At 64.6% G+C, this 22942-nt stretch carries 25 protein-coding genes; 6 read left to right on the plus strand and 19 right to left on the minus strand.

What is annotated here, in order from left to right:
- Window positions 1-230 precede the first annotated feature (230 nt).
- From AC1DIO_RS07030 to AC1DIO_RS07040, 3 genes are all read right to left on the minus strand, one after another.
- On the minus strand, window positions 231-1196 hold the full coding sequence (locus tag AC1DIO_RS07030; protein WP_476853281.1) for a phosphatase PAP2 family protein: 966 nt from the start codon (window positions 1194-1196) through the stop codon (window positions 231-233).
- A gap of 417 nt (window positions 1197-1613) precedes the next feature.
- Window positions 1614-2126, minus strand: a complete 513-nt coding sequence (locus AC1DIO_RS07035; RefSeq protein WP_441504925.1) for an A24 family peptidase — start codon at window positions 2124-2126, stop codon at window positions 1614-1616.
- Window positions 2127-2275: 149 nt separating this feature from the next.
- Window positions 2276-2452: a Flp family type IVb pilin gene (locus AC1DIO_RS07040; RefSeq protein WP_113516911.1), complete on the minus strand. Its 177-nt coding sequence runs from the start codon at window positions 2450-2452 to the stop codon at window positions 2276-2278.
- A 464-nt stretch (window positions 2453-2916) separates the two neighbouring features.
- Here AC1DIO_RS07040 and AC1DIO_RS07045 point away from each other — a divergent pair, with 464 nt between their 5' ends.
- The 3 genes from AC1DIO_RS07045 to AC1DIO_RS07055 all read left to right on the plus strand — a co-directional run bounded on the left by AC1DIO_RS07045 (window position 2917) and on the right by AC1DIO_RS07055 (window position 4801).
- Entirely contained in the window at window positions 2917-3369 is a 453-nt protein-coding gene (locus tag AC1DIO_RS07045; protein WP_441504926.1) for a pilus assembly protein N-terminal domain-containing protein, read from the plus strand.
- A 206-nt stretch (window positions 3370-3575) separates the two neighbouring features.
- Window positions 3576-4139, plus strand: a complete 564-nt coding sequence (locus AC1DIO_RS07050) for a TadE/TadG family type IV pilus assembly protein (RefSeq protein ID WP_441504927.1) — start codon at window positions 3576-3578, stop codon at window positions 4137-4139.
- 8 nt (window positions 4140-4147) lie between these two features.
- Entirely contained in the window at window positions 4148-4801 is a 654-nt protein-coding gene (locus AC1DIO_RS07055; protein WP_441504928.1) for a TadE/TadG family type IV pilus assembly protein, read from the plus strand.
- Window positions 4802-4899: 98 nt separating this feature from the next.
- Here the strand turns inward: AC1DIO_RS07055 and AC1DIO_RS07060 are convergent, their stop codons facing one another.
- From AC1DIO_RS07060 to AC1DIO_RS07095, 8 genes are all read right to left on the minus strand, one after another.
- The gene (locus AC1DIO_RS07060; RefSeq protein WP_441504929.1) at window positions 4900-6399 is read right to left on the minus strand and encodes a phosphomannomutase/phosphoglucomutase; all 1500 of its coding nucleotides are present in this window, start codon (window positions 6397-6399) and stop codon (window positions 4900-4902) included.
- A gap of 145 nt (window positions 6400-6544) precedes the next feature.
- Window positions 6545-7096, minus strand: a complete 552-nt coding sequence (locus AC1DIO_RS07065; protein WP_441504930.1) for a retropepsin-like aspartic protease family protein — start codon at window positions 7094-7096, stop codon at window positions 6545-6547.
- Between the two features lie 148 nt (window positions 7097-7244).
- Complete coding sequence (locus AC1DIO_RS07070; protein WP_441504931.1) at window positions 7245-8153, minus strand: ribokinase; 909 nt, start codon at window positions 8151-8153, stop codon at window positions 7245-7247.
- Complete coding sequence (locus AC1DIO_RS07075; RefSeq protein ID WP_441504932.1) at window positions 8150-9046, minus strand: 2-dehydro-3-deoxygalactonokinase; 897 nt, start codon at window positions 9044-9046, stop codon at window positions 8150-8152. The genes AC1DIO_RS07070 and AC1DIO_RS07075 overlap by 4 nt, the downstream gene beginning before the upstream one ends.
- A 127-nt stretch (window positions 9047-9173) precedes the next feature.
- A complete protein-coding gene (pcaG, locus tag AC1DIO_RS07080; protein WP_441504933.1) occupies window positions 9174-9752 on the minus strand; it encodes a protocatechuate 3,4-dioxygenase subunit alpha in 579 nt (192 codons plus the stop codon).
- Entirely contained in the window at window positions 9745-10455 is a 711-nt protein-coding gene (pcaH, locus tag AC1DIO_RS07085) for a protocatechuate 3,4-dioxygenase subunit beta (protein WP_441504934.1), read from the minus strand. The genes pcaG and pcaH overlap by 8 nt, the downstream gene beginning before the upstream one ends.
- Entirely contained in the window at window positions 10452-11222 is a 771-nt protein-coding gene (locus tag AC1DIO_RS07090; protein ID WP_476775128.1) for a CoA-transferase subunit beta, read from the minus strand. The genes pcaH and AC1DIO_RS07090 overlap by 4 nt, the downstream gene beginning before the upstream one ends.
- 26 nt (window positions 11223-11248) lie before the next feature.
- A complete protein-coding gene (locus AC1DIO_RS07095) occupies window positions 11249-12106 on the minus strand; it encodes a CoA transferase subunit A (protein ID WP_441504935.1) in 858 nt (285 codons plus the stop codon).
- A gap of 112 nt (window positions 12107-12218) precedes the next feature.
- On the opposite strand from AC1DIO_RS07095, the gene AC1DIO_RS07100 reads away from it, so the two are divergent.
- Both AC1DIO_RS07100 and AC1DIO_RS07105 read left to right on the plus strand, forming a co-directional pair.
- On the plus strand, window positions 12219-12956 hold the full coding sequence (locus AC1DIO_RS07100) for an IclR family transcriptional regulator domain-containing protein (RefSeq protein ID WP_441490814.1): 738 nt from the start codon (window positions 12219-12221) through the stop codon (window positions 12954-12956).
- A 10-nt stretch (window positions 12957-12966) separates the two neighbouring features.
- Entirely contained in the window at window positions 12967-13857 is an 891-nt protein-coding gene (locus AC1DIO_RS07105; protein ID WP_441504936.1) for an aldose epimerase family protein, read from the plus strand.
- 4 nt (window positions 13858-13861) lie between these two features.
- On the opposite strand, the gene AC1DIO_RS07110 is transcribed toward AC1DIO_RS07105, so the two are convergent.
- From AC1DIO_RS07110 to AC1DIO_RS07145, 8 genes are all read right to left on the minus strand, one after another.
- Window positions 13862-14527 (minus strand): L,D-transpeptidase, encoded by a 666-nt coding sequence (locus AC1DIO_RS07110; RefSeq protein ID WP_441504937.1) that lies wholly within the window; start codon window positions 14525-14527, stop codon window positions 13862-13864.
- A gap of 156 nt (window positions 14528-14683) precedes the next feature.
- A complete protein-coding gene (locus tag AC1DIO_RS07115) occupies window positions 14684-15529 on the minus strand; it encodes an aldo/keto reductase (protein WP_441504938.1) in 846 nt (281 codons plus the stop codon).
- A gap of 25 nt (window positions 15530-15554) precedes the next feature.
- The gene (locus AC1DIO_RS07120; RefSeq protein ID WP_441504939.1) at window positions 15555-16877 is read right to left on the minus strand and encodes a bifunctional folylpolyglutamate synthase/dihydrofolate synthase; all 1323 of its coding nucleotides are present in this window, start codon (window positions 16875-16877) and stop codon (window positions 15555-15557) included.
- Window positions 16878-16911: 34 nt separating this feature from the next.
- Entirely contained in the window at window positions 16912-17811 is a 900-nt protein-coding gene (accD, locus tag AC1DIO_RS07125) for an acetyl-CoA carboxylase, carboxyltransferase subunit beta (RefSeq protein ID WP_441490602.1), read from the minus strand.
- A 37-nt stretch (window positions 17812-17848) separates the two neighbouring features.
- Window positions 17849-18694: a tryptophan synthase subunit alpha gene (gene trpA / locus AC1DIO_RS07130; protein WP_441504940.1), complete on the minus strand. Its 846-nt coding sequence runs from the start codon at window positions 18692-18694 to the stop codon at window positions 17849-17851.
- Window positions 18695-18734: 40 nt separating this feature from the next.
- Window positions 18735-19466, minus strand: a complete 732-nt coding sequence (locus AC1DIO_RS07135; protein WP_441504941.1) for an SIMPL domain-containing protein — start codon at window positions 19464-19466, stop codon at window positions 18735-18737.
- Between the two features lie 34 nt (window positions 19467-19500).
- Window positions 19501-20718 (minus strand): tryptophan synthase subunit beta, encoded by a 1218-nt coding sequence (gene trpB / locus AC1DIO_RS07140; RefSeq protein ID WP_441490599.1) that lies wholly within the window; start codon window positions 20716-20718, stop codon window positions 19501-19503.
- Window positions 20715-21401: a phosphoribosylanthranilate isomerase gene (locus tag AC1DIO_RS07145; protein ID WP_441504942.1), complete on the minus strand. Its 687-nt coding sequence runs from the start codon at window positions 21399-21401 to the stop codon at window positions 20715-20717. The genes trpB and AC1DIO_RS07145 overlap by 4 nt, the downstream gene beginning before the upstream one ends.
- Before the next feature lie 151 nt (window positions 21402-21552).
- Between AC1DIO_RS07145 and AC1DIO_RS07150 the strand changes: the two genes are divergently transcribed.
- A complete protein-coding gene (locus AC1DIO_RS07150) occupies window positions 21553-22857 on the plus strand; it encodes a TAXI family TRAP transporter solute-binding subunit (RefSeq protein ID WP_441504943.1) in 1305 nt (434 codons plus the stop codon).
- The last annotated feature ends 85 nt before the right edge of the window (window positions 22858-22942 follow it).

The following is a 22942-nucleotide window of genomic DNA, read 5'->3' on the forward strand; positions in this document are numbered from 1 at the left end:
AGTCTTCGCCAATGACACATCCAATCCGATGAACAGCCTCATCCCGTAATCCTCCACCTTCAGGGTCGGTACGGGAACGGCGACAGCTTGCCCTTCTAGACGCAAGTGGCAATGGGCAGCGCGCGACGCAGGCCCCGTTACAGCATCTCATAAGCCCTGAACCAGAGTTCTCCCCGAATTCCGCTCGGAATGTGACAGGGCACCGGATCGGGGCGCGCGCGAAATGCACCTCAGGGTTCTGCGACTTCCGCAGTTGCGACCACCGGAACGAACCGGGCCGCGGGCCCATAGGTGGGTTGCAGGAGGCGCTGCGCCAACAGGTAGCAGGCCCCGGCGATGATCAGACCTGCGCCGACATCGACAAAGTAGTGGCCGCCATCGATCGGTGTCGCGGCGATCATCGTCAGATTCAGGGCCGCGACCGGCCAGCGCAGCACTGGATGTGCGAGCCCGCCGAGCAGCATCAGGAGCCCAAGCGCCGCATGGTAAGACGGAAAGGTGATGATTCCCTGAGCCTTCGACAGGTCGAGATCGAAAGGCGCGCCCGCCCTCAACGCCTGCATATCATGCACATGCACGAAGGCTGCGGACGGCGACAGATGGGGGAAGTCGGCGGGTGTCAGGTTCAGATGGACGAACATCGCCATCGCAGGAAAGAAGCCCGAGATCAGGATTGTCACAAAGCCGGCAAAGATCATTGCCAGGATCATCACGCGCGCGGCGCTTCCCCGCCCGGTGAACGACAGTGTGACGATCAAGATCAAGACCTGTGGAATGAAACTGTCATAGGCCAATTGAAACAGCAGGCCGAGCAGCGGACGCTGATTGACGGCCTTGAGATAAGCCATCCAGTCGAGCCCAAGAGCGCGGTCGACATCATACAGGACCGGATCCTGCAGGGGAAAACCGAGAGAGGCGAGCAAATAGGAGAACAACGCCCCAACGGCGAAGAAGCCGATGATCTGAGCAGAGCAATCCAAGCCATCGGCGATCTTATGCTCCGCCCTCCGCTCGCGGTAGACATGGGCTGCGAATGTCAGAACGAGGGCCGCGACAAGCGGCACCAGAAGCGAAACGGCATTGAGGCGAATAGTCGAGAAGGGTAGCCAAGCCAGATCGATCAGCAGAAGGCCGATGATGAAAGTTCGAACAACCTGATTGGATCGCTGCGCCAGTGTCGTATCAGCCGCCGTCATCGTGCCACCTTACGTTGCGGCGGCACTATGCAGCTGAAGATTTAACCCGAGCTCAATCGCGATGGTTAAATCTTTCGGCTGGGGCGCGAGATGACCCCGATCCTTGCCCCGGCAAAATCGGTCAGCACAGGCGACTTGATATCCCCTGCGCCAGTGGGACCATGCCGGGCGCAGCCCGCCGGGTTTCTCGACGGCATTCCCTGCGCCATCGATCGCAAAAGCGAAGGGGTAAAGGTCGGTCGGGGAGAGGCCGCCGTCGCTGGTCGCCCACTCGGACAATGCCGCACCGGCTGGTTCGGCAGAAGCGGCTCAATCAATCGCCACTCCACACCCAGATAAAATCGCGCCATCAACGCCTCCTCCCGGAAACGTTGAACTAGCCCACCCCCCCAATCACAGCCCTTATGGGTTCAGAATCTATAGCCCGATGGCAGCGCGCCAGATCTCGGTTTCCGGCAAGACGAAGAGAGCCGAGCAGGCAAGGGCAATTCCATAGGGCACGCCCTGCTTAGCCTCATGAAGCCGGCGCAACCATGGCCAGTTCTCCCCCAGCACCGGCAACGGTGCGGTGCGCAGCATGATCACGATCAGGGTCAGCACGGCGCCGAACATGGCAGCCACAAGCAGATAGGGCATCAACTGCCCAAAGCCGAACCAGAGCGCCGTGGCGGCAGCCAGTTTGGCATCTCCGCCGCCGATCCAGCCCGCGGCGAACAGGCCAAAACATATAGCAAGAACAAGGCCCCCCGCGGCAAAATGCCAGCCAATCTGAAGCCAGGGCAGGCCGATGACGAGAGCGCTCGGCACGAAAAGAACGGCAAGGCCGAGGCAAAGCCGGTTGGAAATCGTCATCGACAGCAGGTCGCTCGCTGCAGCATAGGCCATCGCCGCAGGAAAGAGGACGAGGAGGAACAGCAACGGGACCGACATCGAAAGGTCTCCTGGCAATGCAGCTTCACGAACGATGCGTCAGCATCGCACCCAACCCTGTAAAAACAGTATCTGGGCGGTCGAGCGGGAACCGGGACGCAAAACGCCCCGGACCAGCCGGGGCGTTCGCTGCGCAAGGCAGAAGTAGTTCAGGTGGCGACGTTCATCAGCGCGGTGCTGATCCGGCCGAACAGCAGGCCGAGCTGCGTGCCGACAATCGTGGCGGCGCCGATGATGACCACGGCAATCAGGCCAGCGATCAGGCCGTATTCGATGGCGGTCGCGCCGGATTCGTCCTTGGCAAAGCGAGCGAACAGATTCTTCATGACGGAACTCCTATTGCACCACGGTTTGACTGCTGCCTTCGCTCTGAACGGCTTCGGTCAGCGACAAGACGGACACTACCCAGAAGCTCTTGCGGATCAGTTAAACGAAACAAAGAATTCGACGCTCATAACGGGCATTTGCTGGATGGTTAACACCATATTTATTGCATTCACAAGTCGCCACCTTATTAAATATCAGTTCATATTTGAATTTAATAGAGACTATACTTATTCACACAAACGAATTCAACGGCACAGCCGATGCATATCTCGTTGAGAAAAACGACCTGAAACGAGACTGCATCTCACCCTTTGGGAATCACCACCTCGATAAACGTGCGTTAGAGGCATTGTTAGGACTCGATTCATCATTTTCGGCTTAATTCCAGATGTCGGAAACCTAGGGCGCCACCATGTCGACTATCCTCAGCTGTGCCCTCCGCCTGCGCCGCGGAGCGCTGGCCATGGCCGCGTCCGGCGCGGTCCTGCTGGGAAGCGGGCCCGCAGCCCGATCTGCACCGGAAGCGGCCCGGCCCGACACGGTCGCCGTCATCGTCGATCATGCCAAGCTGGTCAGACTGCCGGAAAAAGCCCAGACCGTGATCGTCGGCAATCCGGCGATCGCCGACGTGTCCGTGCAAAAGAACGGAGTGATGGTGGTGACAGGCAAGAGCTTCGGCATCACCAATCTCATCGCACTCGACGCCAGCGGCAGCCTGCTGGCTGAATCGCTCGTACGCGTCAGTGCGGCTGCGGATTCGATTCTCACGGTCCAGCGCGGCATGGAACGGGAAAGCTACTCCTGCACCCCGACCTGCCAACCGACCGTGCAGCTCGGGGACGCAACCAAATATTTCGGTGATGTCGGCGGGCAAACGACCAAACGCAATGCACTCGCCGGCGGCAGCGATAAATAGCGCTCGCGCCCTTCAAGGTGAAGGTTTCGCTAACGCCAGTGCCGCTTCGCCGAGCTAGGCCCTAACAAGTCAGCAATGCTTTCGCGCTAAGGTATTCCACTGAAGAGCGGAGCCCCTTCGCGGCATCCGTATCCGGATGGTTGGCTAAACTGGTCATGCTCACATCTCCTTTCAGAACGAGCAGAAGCGTCGCCCGACGCCTCCTCATGGGGCAACGACAGGAAGCCAAGGGCTTTTCCAGCGACCAGAGCGGTGCGACGGCCGTCGAGTTCGGCATCGTCGCGATGCCGTTCCTTATGCTCGTGTTCACGACTATTGAAACGGCGCTGATGCTGTGGACAAATCAGGTGCTCGCCGACGCTGTAACACAGGCGTCGCGGACACTGCTGACTGGCGAGTCAGTCGCAATCTACAGCACCCCCTCGAACCCCCTTCCGCACGATGCCAAGACATCGACTGAGGCATTCAGGCGCGAGGTCTGCGCGCGGGCTCCGGCGCTCATCGATTGCGAGAAGCTGCGTGTCGACGTGCGCGGCTACGGAACGCCAATGGATGCTCGAACCGATCTTGCCGCCCGCAACCCGCTCAGCGGGACAACTCTGGACACCAGTGGTTTCAGCTACAACCAGCCTGGAAGAGGCCAGACCGTCGTCGTGCGGGCGGCCTTGCGCTATTCGCTCTACCTGACCGGCTGGGCGGACTCCCTGACCAATATCGATGGCGGCGAACGCGCCCTCTTTTCAGTCGCGACGTTCCGAAGCGAACCCTGAGAGCGACCATGAGGCAGTTCTTCTCGTTCCGCCGCAACAGGGCCGCGCTTCGCCGCCTCGGGCGTCGCCTCCAAAGCGACGGAAAGGGCGTCGCCGCTGTCGAGTTCGCCCTCATCTGGCCCGTAATGATCTTGCTCTATTACGGCATCGTCGAGGTCGGACGGGCCACCATGGCCGATCGCCGGGTGACCCAGCTCAACCGGGCCCTCGTCGATCTCGCTTCACAGTCGCCAGCAATCAGCGATGGCGAACGCGACATGATCTTCCTCATCGGGCAAATGATCTTGGCGCCCGAAACAATGACGTCAACGCCGCCGCCACCCATGCCAGCGACGCTGAAGATGATCATCGCCAGCGTCGTCGTGGACGATAAGGGGGTGGCAAAGGTGTGTTGGAGCGCACCGATAAACACAACCGCCCCACCGGCAAACATCAAATTACCGGCTGGGCTGCTCATTCCCAAGACGTCCTTGATCATGGCCGAGGCCAGCTACGGCTATAAGCCCTTGCTCGGCGATCGGGTGGTCAAAGGCGCCCTCACCCTGGGTGGCAACAGGATCTACATGCGTCCACGCGCTGCAGCGAAAGCGGGCCCGCTCAACATCGAGCAGGTCGCGCGAATCACGAAGATTAATGGCGTCACCACGACGATCACCTGCTGAGCGTTGCGGGCACTCGCCGCTGAGACGCTTTGCGGCGAGTGAGCGTCCCGATGCGAAGTCGCTCGCTTCGGGACGGCCCTTGCCCGGGTTCGCCAGCCTCAGATCGTCTGGTTATAGGCACCCACTTCAGGGTTTTCGCGCAGCACACCGTCGATGGCGGCAAACATCTCGCGCATGCGGGCTTCCGAGATCGGGCTTTCGCAGACGACGACAAGCTCCGGCTTGTTTGAGGACGCGCGGACCAGTCCCCAGGTGCCGTCCTCGTTGACGACGCGGACGCCGTTGACGGTGATCACGTCGCGGATCTTCTGGCCAGCGATGGTTTCGCCCTTTGCCTGCATAGCCTCGATGCGCTTCGTCACGCGATCGCTGACTTCGTACTTGATCTCGTCGGCGCATTTGGCGGCCATGGTCGGCGTGCCCCAGGTCTTGGGAACCGCGGCATAGAGCTCGGCCATCGACTTATCCGGGTTGCGGTCGAGCATGTCGATGACCGCCAGCGCCGTAACCACGCCATCGTCATAGCCGCGCCCGACCGGCGCGTTGAAGAAGAAATGGCCCGACTTCTCGAACCCCGCCAGCGCATTGAGATCGCGGACGCGGCGCTTGATGTAGGAGTGGCCGGTCTTCCAGTAATCGGTCTTCACGCCGAGCTTCTGCAGCTCGGGGTCGGTGATGAAGAGCCCGGTCGATTTCACGTCGACGACGAACTGCGCGCCGGGATGGAGCCTGCCGAGGTCGCGCGCCAGCATCACGCCGATCTTGTCGGCGAAGATCTCCTCGCCGTGATTGTCGACCACACCGCAACGGTCGCCGTCGCCATCGAAGCCGAGCGCAACGTCGGCGCCGTGCTGCTTCACGGCATCCGCCATGGCATGCAGCATCTTCATGTCTTCGGGATTGGGATTGTAACGCGGGAAGGAGTGGTCGAGCTCGGCATCCATCGGGATGACCTCGCAGCCAATCGCCTCCAGGATCTGCGGTGCGAAGGCGCCGGCCGTGCCGTTGCCGCAAGCTGCGATGACCCTGAGCTTGCGCGTGATCTTCGGCCGATTGGTGAGGTCCTTGATGTAGACGGCCGGGAAATCCGGAACGAAAACATAGGAGCCACCGCCCGACAGCTCGAAATCGGCCGCAAGCACGATGTCGCGGAGCTGACCCATCTCGTCGGGGCCGAAGGTGACCGGGCGCTGCGCACCCATCTTCACGCCGGTCCAGCCATTGTCGTTATGCGAGGCCGTGACCATCGCAACGCAGGGAACGTCGAGCGCGAACTGGGCGAAATAGGCCATCGGCGACATGGCAAGGCCGATATCATGGACCTTGCAGCCCGCCGCCATCAGGCCGGTGACCAGCGCCATCTTGATCGACGACGAGTAGCCGCGGAAATCATGACCGGTGACGATCTCGGGCTTGATGCCCATGCGCTTGATCAGCGTGCCGAGGCCCATGCCGACGGCCTGCACGCCCATCAGGTTCAGTTCCTTGCCGAAGAACCAGCGCGCGTCATATTCGCGGAACCCCGTCGGCTTCACCATCGGCAGGGATTCATACTCGAAGGTATTCGGGAACAGCTCAGGCAGCGGCTTCGGGAACATCAAGGCATCCATTGCAAGGGAACATGCAGGGCGAACGAAGCATCAAGCCACATGAATGCAGCCTGACCGTGACACGGCGGCGACGCCGTCTTGACGGATCCCTGGCATAGCGGATCGCAGCGGATTAGGGAACGCCGGAGACCGCCTAGCCGCGCAGGATCATGCGACCGGTCTGGACCTCGTAGCCCTTGAGCTTGCTCAGGAAAGACGTTCCAAGCAGGCTGACGGAGAGCGCACCTGCGGGCAGAACTATGGCCTCGACATTGCGCACGATGATAGCGCCGAGCCTGACCTCGCGTAGATTCACCCGGGCACCGCGTACCACGCCGTTGGCTGTGCGCAGCGTGATCTTGTAGTCGGAGGATGCAGGGCGGATGCCGAGCCCCAAGGCATCGTTTTCCGTCAGCGCGATGAAACTAGCGCCAGTATCGACCAGCATCCTGACGCGGTAATTGTCGATGGTCGGATGGACCATGTAGTGACCGCGAGAATCGGCCGCCACGGTGACCGTCGGAGGCTCGCTCGATCTGGCGACTGGAGGCGGCGAAGAGGCCGGTCGCGTGCCGGTCGCGACGGCCGCCACGCGGGGTGTGTCATCGTCCTCGACATAGCCCGCCAGACGCGTGCCATATGACATCGCGCCGTAACCGACGGTAAAGGCTACTCCGAGCGCCCAGATGATGGGCCGTTGCGCCATCTGCTTTCAGTCTCCACCAGGTTCCGGGAATGCTGCTCTCAGGACACTGCCGAAGAATGAATAGGAACGGGCAGAATGGCGGGTTCAGCCGAGCCCGGGCCCGATGAATCCAAATAGACTTAACGTATCGTCATCCGGATTGAAGACATCAGAGGAAACTGGCACCAGCCAGTGCCTCGATCTCCGCCCGGCGTGGCACGCTCGGCTGAGCGCCCGGCACCGTGCAGGCGAGCGAGCCCGCCGCGAGCCCGCGCTGAAGCGCGCCCGAAAAACCACAGCCGGCATCGAGCGCCGCCGCGAAAGCTCCGACGAAGCTGTCCCCGGCGGCAACGGTGTCGACGACCTCGACCTTCGGCGCTTCCAGGCGGCGGCGAACGCCGCCATGCCAACCGACGACGCCCTCGCCACCGAGCGTGACGACGCAGGCGATGCCGTGTTCGGCGTCGAGGCGCTGCGCGAAGGCGTCGGGCTCGCGTTCAGCCCAGCCCAATGCGCGGGCAAGTACCAGCGCCTCGTGCTCGTTGACGATCAGCATATCCAGGCAATCGAGCAATTCGGGAGCGGGCGATCCGGCCGGCGCCAGGTTCAGGATGACGCGCCCGCCGGCCTGCTTCGCCAGACGGGCCGCGATGATGCACTCCGTCTCCGGAACCTCGCGCTGCAGAAGCAGGATGTTGCGCTGGCCAAGCGACAGGTCGTGCAAGCCATCGGCCCTGGCCTGGGCATTCGCGCCGGCCGCCACCACAATCTGATTGGAGCCGGCGGCATCGACGGCGATGAAGGCGGCCCCCGTCGGTGCCTCGACCCGCTCGACCAGCGCGAGATCGACACCGTCGGCGGCCAGCAGGGACAGGGCGATCTCGGCAAAGGCATCGCGCCCGACAGCGCCGGCGAGCACCACCTCGGCGCCCGCCCGGCGGGCGGCAAGCGCCTGGTTGGCCCCCTTGCCGCCGGGATGCAGCGCATAGCCCGGGCCCATCACCGTCTCGCCTGCTCCCGGCAGGCGCTCGACCGGCGTGACAAGATCGACATTCAGGGACCCGAAGACGGTGATCACGCCAGCAGCCTCGCAGCCAGGCGTTTCACACCCGCAATGAAGGCATCTTCCGGCGGCGTGATCCGGAAAGGCAGGCCCGCGGCCTCGAACGCCGCTCCATAGCTCGCAGCCAGCGCTCCATCGGCCACGAGATGGACCGTGGTCGGGCGCCCAAACAGCGCCTGCGCGCCGGCAATCTCCTGACCAACCAGCAGCGCCGAGAGATAGGGCCCGACCGCGCCACCGTTCATCCGCCCCGCCAGCACCTCGGTACGCGCTGCAAAGGCTGCGTTGAGCAGCCCGGCAGGCCGTGCTGCCGCTGCAAAACCACGCTGGATCCCGATGCTTGCGTCGTCCCCCGACGGCTCTTCGGCAAGGCGCGCCAGAATCGAATGCTGACGCAGCAGGCCATAGATCTCTCCGGTCATGAAGCTGGCAAAGCGCGTGATCCTGTCGTCCCGCAACTCAGCCCATTTCGAATGGGTGCCGGGCAGGCAGGCGATGCCATCGGTGAGACCGAGTCCGACGATCAGCGTTTCCTCGCCGCGCATGACATCGAATGCGCCATCGTCCCAGGAGAGGCCGGGGAGCACGGTTGCGCGCGTTCCGTCCTCCAGCGTCACCGCGATGCCGGCATCTGCCAGCGCCTCGGTTGAGGCAGGGCAAGCAACGTAAGGCGCCTCGACCCAGCCATTGCGGCTGCCGACCATCCCTGCGAGCACGATCGCGGCATCCGGCCGCCTGCGGCGGAAATCACCGGCGATCGCCTCGAAAGCGGCCGGGAAACCTCCGGCCGGCACGGATTGGATGCCCTGATCCGCAATCCGCCGGTCCATCACGCGGCCGTCCTCGCCAATGAGGAAGGCGCGGGCACGGGTGGTGCCCCAGTCGAGCGCGATCAAGGGTTTCGGCATGGCGGGCTCCGGCACGGCATCGGTCATGGCCCTGCCTTGCCGCATCAGGCGCGGGCAAAGCAAAGCGTTGACCCGACTATCTCCTTGGCCCGCAAGCCGGGGTCAAGCCCGCGCATGCCGCACGGGCTCAGACGTCGAAGAACACCGTCTCGCCTTCGCCCTGCAGCCGGATGTCGAAATGGAAGACGCCGTCCGGGCCACGTTGCGCGATCAGCGTTTCACGCCGCTCATGCGGGACCAGCGCGAGCACTGCATCGGACGCATTGGCAGGGTCGTCCGAGAAATAGATGCGGGTCACCAGCCGGAGCAGGAGCCCGCGCGCGAAGACCGAGACGGCGAGATGCGGCGCCTGCCTCGTACCGTTTAGCCCCTCCACCGCGCCCGGCCGCACCGTCTCGAAGTGGAAAAAGCCTTCCGGCGACGTTTCCGCCCGGCCGAAACCTGTGAAGCCGGCATTGCCCCCGGCATTGTGATGCCCATCCGCATCGGCCTGCCAGACCTCGATCATGGCGTCCGGCACCGGCTCGCCATCGCCATCGAGGACATGGCCACGAATGGTGATGCGCTCGCCCGAGACGCCATCGGTCGCGATCCGCTCATTGGCCAGCTCCGAACCGCCATAGGCACGGGGCGTCAGCGCGTAAGCGTAGAAGGGGCCGACCGTCTGCGAGGGGGTGAGGCCCAGGGCGGGCTTGCGCTCAGTCATCATGCGGCTCCTCGAGCGGCGTCGCGTCGCGACCGCGCAGGACAATGTCGAACTGGTATCCGAGCGCCCATTCCGGTTCGGTCGTGTCGATGTCGAAGCGCGAGATCAGGCGCTCCCGTGCCTTCGCGTCCGGGATCGACTGGAAGATCGGGTCGTAGGCGAAGAGCGGATCGCCCGGGAAATACATCTGGGTGATCACGCGCGAGAGGAAGCTCGGCCCGAACAACGAGAAATGGATATGGGCCGGGCGCCAGGCGTTGTGATGGTTGCGCCAGGGATAGGCGCCGGGCTTGATCGTGACGAAGCGATAGCGCCCTTCCGCATCGGTCATGGCGCGGCCGGCTCCCGTGAAATTCGGGTCGAGCGGCGCGGGATGCTGATCGCGCAGATGGACGTAGCGCCCTGCCGCGTTGGCTTGCCAGATCTCGACCAGGGTATGCGGCACCGGCCTGCCATCCTCGTCGAGCACCCGGCCCGTCACGATGATCCGCTCGCCGAGCGGCTCGCCCTCATGCTGCAGGGTGAGGTCCGAATCGCCCGCTTGCACGGCGCCATGACCAAACGCCGGACCGCTGATCTCCGACAGCGTATGCGGCAGCAGGATCAGGGGCTGCGAGGGTGCGCGCTTCAGCGTGCTCGTGTAGGCCGGCGACGCGTTGAGCGGATGGGCTCTCAGGCCATCGCGTGGATAGATCAGGCTCATGCCGCTACTCCATGCGCTCGCTTGGTCCGGGCGTGCAGATCGCGCAGGATCTCGATCTCCTGCGCGGTCGGCGCCGGAGTTTCGACGAGTTCGCCAGCGAAACGCAAGGTCCAGCCGCAACCGGCCTGAACCTGATCCCGCGTCACGCCAGGATGCAGCGCAGTGACAGTCAGCTCGGCGGTCTCGGCATCGGGTTCCATGACGCAAAGATCGGTGATCACCTTGGTCGGCCCCTTGGTCTTGAGGCCGAGCCGTTCCCGATCGCCCTTGCCCTTGCCGTGGCCGAAGGAGGTGATGAAGGGCAGCGTCTCGACGAAGGCGCGCGAGCCCATCGCCATCGTGATGAAGATCTCGCCGCAATTGCTGGCGATTTCCGGCGCGCCGCCGCCGCCGGGAAGCCTCACCTTCGGCGCGGCATAGTCCCCGACGACCGTGGTGTTCAGATTGGCGTAGCGATCGATCTGCGCACCGCCCAGGAAACCAATGGTGATCCGGCCGCCCTGCAGCCAGTAGCGAAACATCTCGGGCACGCCGACCGTGGTCAGCGCGGTATCACAGAGTTCGCCGTCGCCGATCGAGAGCGGCAGCACGGAGGGGCGGGTGGATAGCGTACCGGATTCGTAGATCAGCGTGATCTTCGGGGCATGGGTCAGGCGCGCCAGGTTGCAGGCGGCCGAGGGTGCGCCGATACCGACGAAGCAGACATCATCATTGGTCAGCAGGCGGGCGGCCGCGATGCTCATCATCTCGGTGGGCGTGTGGCTCATGGGAGTATGGCTCATGGCGCTGATCCTCACGCGGCCTGCCGAGCAAGGCCGGCATGGTGTGCAAACACCTCCGGCCCCTGCTCCAGGACATTTGCCTTCATCCAGGCCATGAATGTGTCGCGCTCCCGGGCGATCTTGTCCCAGGCAATGTAGAAGTCGTTGGCGCGCTTGTAATAACCGTGGGCGTAGGATGGATAGGCTCCGCCCGGCACCCTGGCGATGGCGGTCACCGCCCAGGACGGCAGGATGACGGCATTGGCATTGCGCGGGCCAAAGTCCTCGACGATCTCCTCGACGGTAACCAGCGAACGCCTGGCCGCCAGCACGGCCTCTTTCTGCACGCCAACAATGCCTTCGAGCAGGACATTGCCTTCGCGATCCGCCTTCTGTGCATGAATGACGGCGGCGTCGGGCCGGATGGCGGGAACTGTCGCCAAGACTTCCCCGGTATAGGGGCAGGTGACGGATTTGATCCGGGGATTGACCTTGGGCAGATCGACGCCCTTGTAACCGCGAAACACCGCGAAGGGCAGGTTGGCGGCGCCGGCCTCATAGGCATTGGCCATGGCGGCGTGGCTGTGCTCTTCAAGCTCGAGCTTATGCGGCCAGCCATTCTCGACCGCATCGCGCAGGCGATGCAGCGAGCCGACGCCAGGGTTGCCGCCCCAGGAGAAGACCAGCTTTTCGGCGCAACCCATCCCGATCATCTGATCGTAGATCAGGTCCGGCGTCATGCGGATCAGCGTCAGCCGCTTGCGGCCCTGACGGATCGCCTCATGCCCGGCAGCATGCGGGATGAGGTGAGTGAAGCCTTCCATCGCGACGGAGCAGCCGTCACGCACCACCGTCTCGATTCCCTCGGCGAGGGAGACGAACTCAGCCACCTTGACATCTCCTCGTTTTGTGCGTTAATCGCACATCGTTTTGATTTTCGAACAATACCCATTGCGTCAACAGGGGTCAAGATTGGACACTGCAACGTCGGATCGCGACCATATGGCCGCCCTGGAAAAGGGGCTGGCCGTGATCGAATGCTTCGACGCGGCGCATGAGAAGCTCACGATTGCAGACGTGGCGCGCGCCACCGAATTGTCTCGCGCGGCGGCCCGGCGCTGCCTTCTGACGCTCACAAGGATCGGCTACGCTGAATTCGACGGCAAGTTCTTCCGGCTGACGCCGCGCGTGCTCAGGCTCGGCCATGCCTGGCTGGCCTCCAGCGCCCTGCCCCAGCTCGTCCAGCCCTTCCTGGAGCGGTTGTCCGAGGAAACCCATGAATCCTCCTCAGCCTCGCTGCTCGACGGGCACGAGATCGTCTATATCGCGCGTTCGGCGCAGAGGCGGATCATGTCCGTGGGCCTTTCCGTCGGCTCGCGCCTGCCCGCCTTCTGCACCTCGATGGGGCGCGTCCTGCTCGCAGCGCTGCCACCGGACGAGGCCCGCGAACGGATTCTGGCCGGCCGGCCGCGAGCGCTGACGCCTCATACCGTAACGGAGCCGGAACGGATCATGGCCGCCTTGGCGGCGGCACGCGAACAGGGTTACAGCGTGGTCGATCAGGAACTGGAACTTGGCCTGATCTCGATGGCACTCCCCCTCGCCAATGCGCGTGGCGAGACCGTTGCCGCCTTCAATATTTCCGGGCAGGTGCAGCGAACCTCGGCGGAGGAGATGGTGGCGCAGTTCCTGCCGCGCATGCGCTCGATGCAGGCGATGCTGCGCCCGCTGATCAAGTAAGGACATCACCATGCTTACCCTGCAGTCCGGACCTCTCTCCGCCGCGATCGCGCCCGAGGTCGGTGCGATGGTGACCGCGCTCGAATGGCGCGCGCCTGACGGGCAGTTGCGTTCGCTTCTGCGGGCGCCGGCGGGGGCGGTTCCCTCGATCGCGGCCCCCAATCGCTTCGGCAGCTGGGCCATGCTGCCCTTTGCCAATCGCGCCTTCGATTGCGTCATCGACGATGGCGAGCAGCGCTTTCGGGTGCCGGCCAACGATCCTGCGGGAACAGGCAGCATTCATGGCTTCGGCTGGCAGTCGGACTGGGAGGTCCTGCGGTATGACCACGGCCATACCGTCCTGGAACATCGGCGTAGCGCCGGTGAAGATCCCTATCGCTACCGCGCGCGGCAGGAGATCAGCCTCGACGATTCCGGTATGACCATCGCCCTTGCGATCATAAACGAGGCGGATGTGGCCCTACCCTTTGGTTTCGGGCTGCATCCCTGGTTTCCCGCGGCGACGGATACGCGCCTCAGGATGCGCTCCGACGGCGCATTGATCCTCGGCAACGGCTTCCGCGCGACCGGCTCGCAACCGCTCGCAGATGGCGGCCCCTATGCCGCCAGCCCGCTCTTCGCAACTCAGGCAGAAACGGCCTGGAGCTTCCTCGGTTGGGATGGCACTGCGCGCATGGAAACACCGTCGCGCGGCGTCGCCATCACCGTCACGGCAAGCGAAACGCTGCGCTGCCCTGTCGTATGGGCGCCTCCTGGTGCCGACTTCCTCTGCGTCGAGCCGCAAAGCCACGCCATCGGTTCGCCGAGCGAGGCTGCAGCGCGCGCGGCCTCTCCGCTCACCCGGCTTCAGCCGGGCGAGACGCTCAGCGGCTGGATGCGGATCGCCGTGGAGGCGATCTGAGCCCTTATCTCCAGGTCGGCCCGGCCCGGTAGGGCTGGTAGCCGTAGGCGTTGGGCGGCAGGGTCGGCCGCATGAAGAGCTGATCACGCGCCGCATCCCAGTTCGGCACGCCACGCTGATGCGCGATCGCGGCCGCACGCTGCTTGGATTTCGACTGCGCAATGGCGACCTTGCTCTTTTGAGGCGCCTTCGCGAGATTGCTCTTGGCACCGCCTGCCCTGGCAAATTGCGACAGCCCGTCCGAACTTGCACCATTCAGCGCAATACGCGTCTGGCCGGCACCGTGCTTCTTGACCAGCGCAAACAGCTTGGCGGCATGGGCAGGATGCAGCCGGATGCAGCCATGCGATGCCGGCCGACCGAGTGCACCTACCGCTGTCGTGCCGTGGATGGCATAGCCACCACGGAAGAACACGGAATAGGGCATCGCCCCGCCATATTTGCGCGAGTACCAGCTCCGCTCCAGCCGCGTCGGGCTATAGACGCCGTTGGGCGAGCGGAATCCCTTGCGGCCGGATGAGATCGCCCAATTGTAGATCTCTCCGTCAGTGGTCGTCACCTGCATGCGCTGGGCAGCCAGGTCGACGCGGACCTGAACGCCGGCCTGGGCCGAAGCCAAGCCGGCAAGCGAAAGAAACAATACGGCGAGGACGCCGAGGACGCGACGCATCACACCACTCCTGAAGACGCAACCGTTGCAAGAATTCGGCGTTGTCGGATGCGATGCTCCGCCGCCTTTACTCTAGGAAACGCCCTTCAGCCCCCAGTTGTAAAGCAGAAAGCCGCAACTTGGTTTCCGCACGGCCGGCTTGACCTGCAGGCGCCCCTACAACATCGGCAGGGAACGGGGCTTGGGTCCACGTGGAAAAGCAGCGTCGATCCGCGCGATCTCGCTGTCGCTCAGGCGCAGCTTCAGCGCGCCGGCATTGTCCTCGACATGTTGGGCCCTGGCGGCCTTCGGGATCGCGAAGACCGGGGATTGGCGGGTCAGGAAGGCAAGCGCGACCTGACGCGGTGTTGCTCCATGTGTGATCGCAACATCGGCGAGCACGCGGCCGCCGGCACTTGCGGCTAAGGGAAAATCATCCTGACCAAATGGGCTGTAGGCGGTCACCGCCACGCCGTGGCGCTCGCACCACGGGATGACCATATGCTCGATGGCACGTTCGCCGAGATGATAAAGTACCTGGTTGCAGGCGATGATGCCCTCGTCGGCAATCGCCAGCGCCTCGTCGAGATCATCGACGTCGAAATTGCTGACGCCCCAGGACAGAAGCTTGCCCTGGCGCTTCAGGTCCTCGAAGGCTGCGAAAGTCTCCTCCAGCGCGTACGAGCCGCGCCAATGCAGCAGGAAGCAGTCGAGCCTGTCGGTGCGCAGCCGCCTCAGCGATTCCTCGCAGGCCCTGCGCGTCCCCGCACGAGAGGCGTTGTACGGCAGCACCTTGGAAACGAGGAAAACCTCGTCTCGCCGCCCGGCGATGGCTTCTCCGACAATCTCCTCCGAGCGGCCGGAGCCATACATCTCTGCCGTGTCGAGATGGCGCAGGCCAAGGTCGAGCCCGCGACGCAAAGCCGCCACAGCGCCGGCCCGATCGGCGAGCTCGATGTTCCAGGTGCCCTGGCCGATGACGGGGAGCAACGGGCCATTTGCTCCGAATTGCCGGGCCTGCATCGCACTCTCCCCATCCGTGCCGGTGCTACACCGGTGGCGTACCGTTGGCCGAAAGCACTTCGCCGGCCAGATAGAGCGAGCCGCAGATCAGGATGCGCGGCGGCGCCCGCCAGGTCCGCACGGCGATCTCGCGCAACGCCTGCTCGACGGAACCTGCGACCTCGGCCTTCAACCCGGCGCCCCTCGCGAGAGCCGCAACCTCCTCGGCCGGGCGGGCGGCAAGCTGGTTGTGGATCGGCACGGCGAAGAGCGCGTGCGCGAGACCCTTGAAATGCCCGAGCGTCGCGGTTGCGTCCTTGGTCGAGAGCAATCCCGCGATCATGACKAGCGGAGCCGGGTTCTTCTCCTCCAGATCGGCCATCGCCTGCGCAAGAACGCGGCCGCCATCGGGATTGTGGCCGCCATCGAGCCATAGCTCGGCGCCAGCAGGCACGAGTTCGGCGAGTTGGCCGCGCGCCAGCCTTTGCAGCCGTGCCGGCCATTCGGCATTGAGCATGCCCTGCTCGAAGGCGCGGGCCGGCAGGCCGCCATATCCGGCTGCGCGCAAGGCCGCTATGGCCGTACCGGCATTGACGTGCTGATGACGCCCGGTGAGGCGCGGCAACGGCAGATCGAGCAGGCCGTCACCATCCTCGTAGACCAGCCGTCCACCCGCCTCGTGAATGTTGAAGTCCTGCGCGCCGATCAGAATTTTCGAGGCGCCCACACGCTCGGCCACGGCTTCGAGCACGGCCGTCGGCTCCGGTTCCTGTGGCGCAATCACGGCCGGGGCGCCGCGCTTGAAGATGCCGGCCTTCTCGCCCGCGATCTTGGTGACGGTATCGCCGAGATACTCGGCATGGTCCATCGAGACCGGCGTCACCACCGTGCAGGCGGGATGGGCGACGACATTCGTCGTGTCGAAGCGACCGCCGAGACCAACCTCGAGCAGCAGAACATCGGCCTTGTGCTCGGAGAAGAGCAGCATGGCGGCCGAAGTAGTGATCTCGAAGAAGGTGATCTGGTCGCCGGAATTGGCCCGCTCGCAGCGCTCCAGCGCCTCGACCAGCACGGCCTCGTCGACGAAACGACCGCCGCCCGGCTGACCGAGCCGGATGCGCTCATGAAAGCGCACCAGATGCGGCGAAGTGTAGACATGGACGCTGAGACCCGCCGCCTCGAGAATCGCCCGCATGAAGGCGATGGTCGAACCCTTGCCATTGGTGCCGGCGACATGGATCACCGGCGGCAGGCGCTTGTGCGGATCGCCGAGCCGCTCCAGCAAGGTCAGGATGCGGCCGAGCGAGAGATCGATCAGCTTGGGATGCAGCGCCAGGAAGCGCGCCAGCAGCGTGTCGGAAGACCCCATGATGCGCTCGGCCTCCGGCCATCCGTTATCCGTGTCAGGCCGCTTCGGGGACCGGCCCGACCGGTTGCTTGGCATCAGCTGCCGGCTCGGACTGCTTGGTCAGCAGGCGACCCAGCCGCGCCAGCGTCGCCGGGATCTCATGGCGATGGACAACCATGTCGACCATGCCGTGATCCTTGAGATATTCGGCGCGCTGGAAGCCTTCAGGCAGCTTCTCGCGGATGGTCTGCTCAATGACGCGCGGACCCGCGAAACCGATCAGGGCGCCCGGCTCGGCGATGTGGACGTCGCCCAGCATCGCGTAGGACGCGGTGACGCCGCCGGTGGTCGGGTTGGTCAGAACCACGAAATAGGGCAGCCCAGCCGCGCGCAGACGCCTGATCGCGACGGTCGTCCGCGGAAGCTGCATCAGCGAGAGGATGCCCTCCTGCATGCGCGCACCGCCTGAGGCGGCGAACACGACATAGGGGGTCTTCTTCTCGAGCGCGGTCTCGGCGCCCTTGATGAAGGCTTCGCCGGCCGCCATGCCGAGCGAGCCGCCCATGAAGTGGAAGTCCTGCACGGCAATCGTCAGGGGCAGGCCCTGGACGCGGCCGAAGCCGACCTTGAAGGCATCGGCCGCGCCGGTCTTGGCGCGCGCGTCCTTGAGGCGGTCGACATAGCGCTTCTCGTCACGGAACTTCAGCGGATCGACCGCGACCTCAGGCAGCGGGACATCGACCCATTTGCCCTCGTCGAAGGTCAGGCGCAGCCGATCCTGCGCGGTGACGCGCATATGATGGTCGGAGCCCGGAATGACGAAGCCATTGGCCTCGACGTCCTTGTGGAAGACCATCTGCCCGGAATCAGGGCACTTGATCCAGAGGTTCTCGGGGCTCTCGCGCTTGAACAGGGTCTTGATGCGCGGGCGAACGACTTCGGAAATCCAGTTCATCGGATCATCCTTGAAACGTGTGACTGGAGCGGCCGGGTCAGGCCGCCTTGGAGACCGTGCGGATGCCGGCAGCCAGTTCCACAACCAGCGAGGTGACCGCCGAAACCGTCTTGTCCGTGGCCTTGCCGTCCGCATCCAGCGAGAGGCGAACCCGCTCGACGAGCGCGGAGCCGACGACGACCCCGTCGGCGCCCTTCGCGATGGCTGCGGCATCGGCCGCCGTCTTCACGCCAAAGCCGACAGCGACCGGCAGATCGGTGTGGCGCTTGATCCGGGCCACCGCATCGCCGACCGCGTCGTAGCTCACGATCGCGCCACCGGTGACGCCGGTCATCGAGACATAATAGACGAAGCCAGAGGTGTTGCTGAGCACCTTCGGCAGGCGCTTGTCGTCGGTCGTCGGCGTGGCCAGACGGATGAAGCTGATACCGGCCTCAAGAGCCGGCAGGCAGAGCTCCACATCCTCTTCCGGCGGCAGGTCGACAACGATGAGCCCGTCGACGCCGATCCGGCGCGCATCCTGCAGGAAGCGCTCGACGCCATAGGCCCAGATCGGATTGTAGTATCCCATCAGCACGATCGGCGTGTCATGGCCGGCCTTGCGGAAGGACTCGACCATGGCCAGCGTCTTCTTCAGCGTCTGCCCCGCCTTCAAGGCCCGCTGGCCCGCGAGCTGGATCGGGACGCCGTCGGCCATCGGATCGGTGAAGGGCACGCCGAGCTCGATCACATCCGCGCCTGCCTCAGGCAGGGCATTGAGGATCGCGCTTGCGGTCTCGAAATCCGGGTCGCCAGCGGTGACGAAGGTCACCAGCGCTGCCCGACCTTGGGCAGCGCAAGCGGCGAAGCGGGACTGGATGCGGGTCTGGCCGGTCTCTGTCATGAGCGTGCGGTTAGCATGAAGGGGGCGGGCTGGCGAGGGCTCAGGGCGCGATGCGCCAAACCGTACGCAGCGAACTCGTCACCGTGATCTCGCCGGGTTCGACCGAAATCGGCGCAGCACCAGCCGCCATGCGGAAGGCACGAACATCGCCCGCGGCGCGGCCGGGGATTTCGGCTTCAGCCTCGACGATCGAGACCAGCTCGCCGACCTTGACGCCGAGTGCCGTGGCATGGAGTTCGGCCCGCGCACGCGCCGCCTCCGCTGCCTTCAGGCGCGCGGCATCCTTGGCCTTGCTCTCGTCCGCCAGCCCGAAGCTTATGCCGGACATCTCGTTCGCGCCGGCCTTTGCCAGCGCGTCGATCAGCGGACCGGCCTTGGCGAGATCGCGCACGGTGACGGTCAAGCCGGTGCGGGCCTCGTAGCCGTCGATCGTGGCGGCGCGCGGCGGCTTCGGACCAGGAGACATGGAAGGCTGCGTCATGCGCGGCATCAGCGAGACCTGCGAGGTCATCAGATCGGCTGGGGCGATGCCCGCCGCCTTGACGGCTTCGACCAGCCTGGCCAGCGCCGGCGTGTTCTGGGCGAGAGCCTCGGCGGCCGTCTTGCCCTCGCTGACAATGCCGGCCTGCAGGATCGCGATATCGGGCCTGACCCTGACCTCGCCCTCGGTCCGGATGACGATTCCCTCGGCGGGAGCCACCGTGTTCGCGGTCTGGGCCATGACGGGGCCAGACAGAACCAGCATGGCGGCGAGCAGAATCGTCTTCTTCATCGTTTTATCCTCAGGCTATCGGACGGGGCCGGCATCACCGTCCCGCCAGAATCTCCGCCACTTGCGGAATATCCTTGTCGCCACGACCGGAAAGATTGACCACCATCAGGTGGTCCTTCGGCTTTTGCGGCGCAAGCTCGGCTACACGAGCAAGCGCATGTGCCGATTCCAAGGCAGGAATGATGCCTTCGAGCTTGGAGATGAGCTGGAAGGCCTCCAGCGCCTCCTCGTCAGTGGCGGACAGATATTTGACCCGGCCGACATCGTTGAGCCAGGAATGCTCAGGGCCGATGCCGGGATAGTCGAGACCGGCCGAGATCGAGTGCGCATCCTTGATCTGCCCGTCATCATCCATCAGCAGATAGGTGCGGTTGCCATGCAGCACGCCGGGACGCCCGCCCGTCAGCGAGGCCGCATGCAGGCCGCTCGGGATGCCGTGCCCGGCCGCCTCGACGCCATAGATTTCGACCGTGGGATCGTCGAGGAAGGGGTGGAACAGCCCCATGGCGTTCGAGCCGCCGCCGATGCAGGCGATCAGCGAATCCGGCAGGCGCCCCTCGAGTTCCTGCATCTGCTCGCGCGTTTCCCTGCCGATGATCGACTGGAAGTCGCGGACCATGGCGGGATAGGGATGCGGGCCGGCCACCGTGCCGATGCAGTAGAAGGTCGTCGCGACATTGGTCACCCAGTCGCGCAGGGCCTCGTTCATCGCGTCCTTGAGCGTCTTGGTTCCGGATTCGACCGGCACCACGGTGGCGCCCAGCATCTGCATGCGAAAGACGTTCGGCGCCTGACGGGCGACGTCGACCGCGCCCATATAGACGATGCATTCGAGGCCGTAGCGCGCGCAAAGCGTTGCGGTGGCGACGCCGTGCTGACCGGCGCCGGTCTCGGCGATGATGCGCTTCTTGCCCATACGCCGCGCCAGCAGGATCTGGCCGAGCACATTATTGACCTTATGCGAGCCGGTGTGATTCAGCTCTTCACGCTTGAGATAGATCTTTGCGCCACCGAAATGATCCGTCAGGCGCTCGGCCAGATAGAGCGGCGACGGCCGGCCGACATAGTGCTTGAGGCCGCCAGCCATCTCGGCGTGATAGGCCGGATCGGCCTTGGCGGCATCATAGGCCTGTTCCAGTTCCAGGATCAGGGGCATCAACGTTTCGGCAACGAAACGACCGCCGAACATGCCGAAACGGCCGTTCTCGTCGGGCCCGGAACGATAAGTATTCGGATTGCGGGGCGCGTTCATGTCGGGCCTGCCTTCTTCAAATCCTGCGCCGCCTGACGTGCGGCGGCGATGAAATCCCTGATCCGGCCGATATCCTTGACGCCGGGCGCGCTTTCGACGCCGGACGACACATCGACCCCGGCAGGCCGGGCAATGCGGATGGCATCGGCAACATTCGCCGGATCGAGGCCGCCCGATAGCATGAAGCGCGAAGCCGGGTCGAGGCCGGAGAGGATCGTCCAGTCGAAGGGCCGGCCGTGGCCACCGGGATAGGCCGCATCCTTCGGCGGCTTGGCATCGAGCAGGATGCGGTCCGTCACCGCGACATAAGAGGACATGGCGGCAAGATCGGACGGAGCAGCGACACCCAGCGCCTTCATCACGCGAAGACCGGTCGCGGCCTTGAGCGCCAGCGCCTGCTCCGGCGTCTCGCGGCCATGCAGTTGAAGCCAGTCCGGCCTGAGCGCGTCCGCGAGTTCCCTTGCCCGCGCCACATCGAAGTCCACGATCAGGGCCACGATCTCCGCGCGGCCGCGCGCCATCTCGGCGAGCGCCACCGCGCGAGCCATATCGACGAAGCGCGGACTCTTCGGGTGGAAGACCAACCCGACCATGTCGGCACCGGCGGCGAGCGCCGCCGCCATCGTCTCACGCGTGGAGAGACCGCAAATCTTGACGGTGAAGGCATCGGAGCTTTGCGACATTCCCCGGCAATAGGACATCTGCCGCGGGCCCGGCAACCTCCATGTCCCCGTGCGCCATGCCCTCTTGCGGCGCGCCCCACTTGCGACATGATCACAAGCGAAGCCAAGCGCGTCGCGGGGGCGACGGCAAAGCGGTCAGGATTGGTCCGGCATGGGGCGGCGCGGTTTCATGGCTCTGGCGGGCCTGCTGGCGATCTTCGGTATCGCCGCTTCGGCCTTCTACGTCCTGAACCAACCCCGGACACTCAGACTCGCCGTCGGCCCGCTCGGATCGGAGGATGCGCGCATGGCCGCAGGCTTCGTACAGGGGCTCAGCCGCGAAAAATCCTCGATCCGGCTTCGCCTGATCCTGACGGAGGGCTCCGAAGAGAGCGCCAAGCGCGTCGACAGCGGCCAGGCCGAGCTCGCCATCATCCGTCCCGATATCGCGCTGCCGGAGAATGCCGACACCGCGCTGATCACACGACGCACCTTCCCCTTCCTGATCACCAACAAGGAAACCGCAATCGGGCGTATCGCCGATCTGCGCGGGCGCAGGATCGGCGTGGTGCGTAATCCGGCAGGCAATATCGCGCTGCTCAAGCGCGTGCTGGCGCAATACGAGGTCAAGCCGGAGGAGGTCGAGATCGTCGGGCTGAACTCCGAAGAGATCGTACCCGCCGCGCGCGAACGCAGGATCGATGCGTTCTTTTCTATCAACGCCGTCGGTTCGCGCATTAACAATGACGGCCTGAGCAAGCTCAAATTGGCCTGGGGCGACGACCCGGTCCTCATTCCGATCAGCGCGGCGGATGCGATCACCGCGCGGCACAGATCGATCGAAACCGGAGAGATCGTGCGCGGCGCGCTCGGCGGAGACCCGCCGCGCCCCTCCGAGAGCCTGACGACGATCTCCGTGACCTCACGGCTGGTTGCGGCCCAAAGCCTCGACGACGCCGTCGTCGGGGATCTCGTCAAGGACCTGCTGGCCCTCAGGCTGACGCTGGCGGCCGAGCTCCCGTCGATCCAGGGACTGGAGACACCCTCGACCGACAAGGACACACCGCTGCCGGTTCATCCCGGCGCGGCAGCCTTCATCGACGGCGAGCAGGAAACCTTCTTCGAGCGCTATGGCGACTGGTTCTATCTGGGCGTGATGGCGCTTTCGCTGCTAGGCACCGGTTTCGCCGGCCTGCTCAGCCATGACAGCACGCTCCGCCGACGCAAAGCCATGGCGGGGCTAGACCGGCTTGTCGCGATGCTCTCCGCCATCCGCTCCGAACAGGACGAGACCGCCCTCCAGAATTTCGAACGCACGGCCGATGCGATCCTGGCCGAGGTGCTCTCGAATTTTTCGAGCGGCGATGTCGACGCCAGCGGCCTCGCCGCATACCGGCTCGCCATGGATCAGGTCGGGCGCGCCGTAGCCGAGCGCAGGCAGACCCTTCTCGACGCCGAGGGCACGCCGGCCGCGTGATCCGGCAGCTTCCAGCCCCGCCACTTGGGGCATGCATGAGCATGGCAGTTTGCTTTTATTTCGGTAATTTCCTAAATAACGAAGA

The organism is Allobosea sp. 05T439, assembly GCF_056396005.1.